The sequence below is a fragment of the Asticcacaulis biprosthecium C19 genome, from assembly GCF_000204015.1.
Lineage (GTDB): Bacteria > Pseudomonadota > Alphaproteobacteria > Caulobacterales > Caulobacteraceae > Asticcacaulis > Asticcacaulis biprosthecius.
This window is the reverse complement of the sequence record NZ_GL883078.1, coordinates 821,569-825,103: the sequence shown is the minus strand read 5'-3', so window position 1 is coordinate 825,103 and position 3,535 is coordinate 821,569. Positions and strand designations below refer to the sequence as shown.

The following is a 3,535-nucleotide window of genomic DNA, read 5'->3' as shown; positions in this document are numbered from 1 at the left end:
CCTGGGGCTCGCCACCCAATGCGCCGGAGCACGACTCCGAACTGGTCTTCACCCGCATGCTGGCCGGGCCGATGGACTATACGCCGGGCGTGCTGAGTCTGCAGGGCAATAACCAGGAGATCGCCTCGACCCAGGCGCGTCAACTGGCCCTGTACGTGGTCATCTATTCGCCCATCCAGATGGCGGCTGACCTGATCGAGAACTACGACAAGTATCCCGGTCCGTTCCAGTTCATCAAGGACGTGGCGGTCGACTGGTCCGACACGCGCGTGCTGAACGGGGAGCCGGGCGACTTCGCCACCATCGCCCGCAAGGACCGCAATTCCGAGACCTGGTTCTTAGGGTCAGTTACGGATGAGAACGGCCGCACCTTCGATGTGCCGTTGAGCTTCCTGGACGCCGGCCGCACCTATACGGCGGAAATCTATCGCGATGGTCCCAAAGCGGGTCTCAGCGGCGGTGCCCGTTTCGACATCGTCATCGAGAAGAAAACGGTGACGGCGGGCGATGTCCTGCCGGCGCGTCTGGCACCCGGCGGTGGTCTGGCGGTGCGCTTCGTGCCCCAGGGCGCTGCACCGAAAAAGCGTAAGTAGCCTTATTCCAAGGCGCCACATTGCGCCTTGGCAAGGGCGACTGCCCGCCGCGCACAGTTGCGCGAGCCATGCGGCGCTTGAGCTAAAAAGGCCTTCCCCGAACCAACCTTTCACGGATGCCGTCTCCGTGCGGCATCCGTTTTTTGCCGTCCGCGAAGCGAATATTTCGCAAAAGGGGATCCACAGATTTCACAGATTTTCTCAGATTTTCTCTGGCGCGTAGCGCCCCTTAATCCCCTTCCATCTGTGTAATCTGCGGACCCACTTTTCATTTGCCCCGGCCGGGTTGCCCGCCTAGACAGGGTTACCGCAAAAACCACAACCGGAAACGCGCATGAGAGCCCTGTTCGTCCACCGCAATATGCCGGGCCAGTTCAAGCACATTGCCCGCTATCTGGCCGAACGTGGCCATCAGGTGGCCTTTATCACGCGGCGCGACGACCGCGAACTGAAGGGCGTGGTGCGGCTGACCTATCCGGCAACGCGCGAGGTCAAGAAGGAAACTCATCCCTATCTGCGCAGCGTCGAAGACGCCGTTCTGCACGGCCAGGCCGTGGTGCGGGTGTGTCAGCAATTGGAAGCCAAGGGCTTTATACCCGACCTGATGGTCGGCCATCCGGGCTGGGGTGAGACCCTGTTCCTGAAGGACATCTTCCCGAAATCGCCGTTGATCTCCTATAGCGAATATTTCTTTGAGCCCGACGGCCCGATGACCAGCTTCGATCCGGAAAAGCCCCAGACCCTGAACGGCGCCTGTCATTTGCGGATATCGAATTCCCACCTGCATATCGCCCATTCCATTGCCGACCTGGGCTGGAGCGCCACCGAATGGCAGAGATCGACCTATCCGGAATGGGCGCGCAAGAATATCCGGACTGTTTTCGACGGCATCGATGTCGAACACGTCAAGCGCAACCCGAATGCCAGCTTCACGCTGGACGATGGCCGTGTCCTGACGAAGGACGACGAGGTCATCACCTATGTGGCGCGTAATCTCGAGCCGGTGCGGGGATTCCCGACCTTCATGCGCGCGCTTCCGGCCATCCTAAAGGGTCGGCCCAACGCCACGGTCCTGGTCATGGGCGGCGATGAGGTGTCCTACGGCGTTGGCGGCTCCAACACCAAGTGGCGCGAGAAGATGCTGGAAGAGGTCGAACTGCCGGAAGGCCGTGTGCATTTCCTGGGTCAGCGGACCTATGGTGAATATCTGTCGGTCCTGAGTATCTCATCTTTGCACCTGTACCTGACCTATCCGTTCGTATTGTCGTGGTCGCTGATGGAGGCCCTGTCGATGGGCTGTTTCATCGTGGCGTCGAACACCACGCCGGTGCTGGAGGTCGTGCGCGACAAGGAGAACGGGCTGTTCACCGACTTCTTCGATCCGGCCAAGGTAGCCGACGATGTGCTGGCGGCAATGGAGTATCCGGACAAGCAGCGCCTGCGCGACAATGCTCGGGCGACGATCGTCGATAACTATGCCCTGCCGTTGTGCCTGGAAAAGCAGCTCGGTCTGTTCCGCGAGGCGACGGGCAAGGACTGGTAGGGGCCGGTAGAATCAAACGACGGAACACACGGATAGAGGCGGAAAGAAACGGAATTCCGGTTCCGGCACCTCCCGCGCGAAGCGCCTTCCCACTGATGGTATGACTTGAAGCATAGGTATGAGAGCAACCTGAATTCCGTGTTTTCAGTGTCGCCGCGCAGCGGCCTCCGTGTATTCCGTGTTTCTCTTAAAAGCCTTAGATAAACCGGAGGCTTATAAGAGGAACACGGAAAACACCGAAGCGCCGCCGGTGGCGGCGTGCACGGAAGTCACCGAATTCCGGGTGAGGATACACAGGTGCACCACATGAACCTTGAATCTATTGAAGCGCTTCGCGCAGGAGGTGCCGCAACCGGAATTCCGCTTCTTTTCGTGTGTTCCGTCGTTTGATTATACCGGCGGCGAAGACTACCCGCCCGACGACAGTGCCCTGAAACGGTGGCTCATCACCTTGCGGCGCTCATGGCTGGCCTGTTTGGCGTTCTCGACCGCCAGAACCTCGGTGGCATTCAAAAGATGCTCGATCACCCGGTCCATATGGTCGTGCATGGCCTGGCGCGCCTGAACCGCCGAACGCGCCTTCAGCGCATTCATGATCCCCGTATGCTCGTCGATGCGCTGCTTCATGCCCAGATCCGCCGCCCGCGCCAGGATGGTCTTGGCCAGGGGAGAGCGATAACGCCAGTCCCACAGGTTCTCGACGCAGGCAACCATGGCGCCGTTGCCGGTGATGTTGGCGATGCTGATATGGAATTCGCGGTCGGCCGCTTCGGCCTTGGCCGGGTCGGGATCGTCCATTGACCGAACCAGCTTTTCCAGTTCCTCGATCTGGTCGTCATGGACCAGGCTCGCCGCCATTGCTGCAACCTCGCCCTCGAACAGCCGCCGCGCCTCGATCAACTCGAACGCGCCGATTTCGGAGTCGCTGATGGGGGCCGCCTTGCCTTTGTTTTCGACAACCAGGATGCCGTGGCCGTGCTTGGCTTCGATCATCCCTAAGATTTCCAGAGCGATCAGGGCTTCACGCAGGGTCGGGCGCGACACACCGAACTGCACCGCCAGATCACGCTCGGTCGGCAGCCGGTCGCCGGGCTTGTAACGTCCGGACTCGATTTCGGCAGCTATGGAATCGGCGATTTGACGATAGAGTTTTTTGGTTTCGGACATCGGCGCTGGAACTATGATTCTTAAGAGGTATGACCTTTATCCCCTTCGCTTTCAACGAAAAAATCGGCCAGCCCAGGCTGACCTCTGGCAACGAAAAAATCGGTCAGCCAGGGCTGACCGTTGGCAACGAAAAAAAACGGCCGACGATGAACGCCGGCCGCTGCTCAGGGAAGACCAGAATACGCTTTATACCAACCCCCAAAAAGACTGACACATCCTGCAAGATAAGGCG

Annotated in this window: 4 protein-coding genes; 3 read left to right on the top strand and 1 reads right to left on the bottom strand. The window is 59.7% G+C overall.

Translation table 11 applies throughout. The annotated features are described in order from the left end of the window. On the top strand, nucleotides 1–593 hold a 593-nt coding region (locus tag ABI_RS14150), incomplete at its 5' end, for a glycoside hydrolase family 97 C-terminal domain-containing protein (RefSeq protein WP_040309279.1). Between the two features lie 334 nt (nucleotides 594–927). Next, the gene (locus tag ABI_RS14145) at nucleotides 928–2,136 is read left to right on the top strand and encodes a glycosyltransferase family 4 protein (protein ID WP_006273700.1); all 1,209 of its coding nucleotides are present in this window, start codon (nucleotides 928–930) and stop codon (nucleotides 2,134–2,136) included. A 408-nt stretch (nucleotides 2,137–2,544) separates the two neighbouring features. On the opposite strand, the gene ABI_RS14140 is transcribed toward ABI_RS14145, so the two are convergent. Further along, nucleotides 2,545–3,303, bottom strand: coding sequence for a FadR/GntR family transcriptional regulator (locus ABI_RS14140; RefSeq protein ID WP_006273699.1), 759 nt, complete (start codon nucleotides 3,301–3,303; stop codon nucleotides 2,545–2,547). Nucleotides 3,304–3,332: 29 nt separating this feature from the next. Between ABI_RS14140 and ABI_RS25965 the strand changes: the two genes are divergently transcribed. Then, the coding region (locus tag ABI_RS25965) for a hypothetical protein (protein WP_211211172.1) at nucleotides 3,333–3,535 on the top strand (203 nt) is incomplete at its 3' end.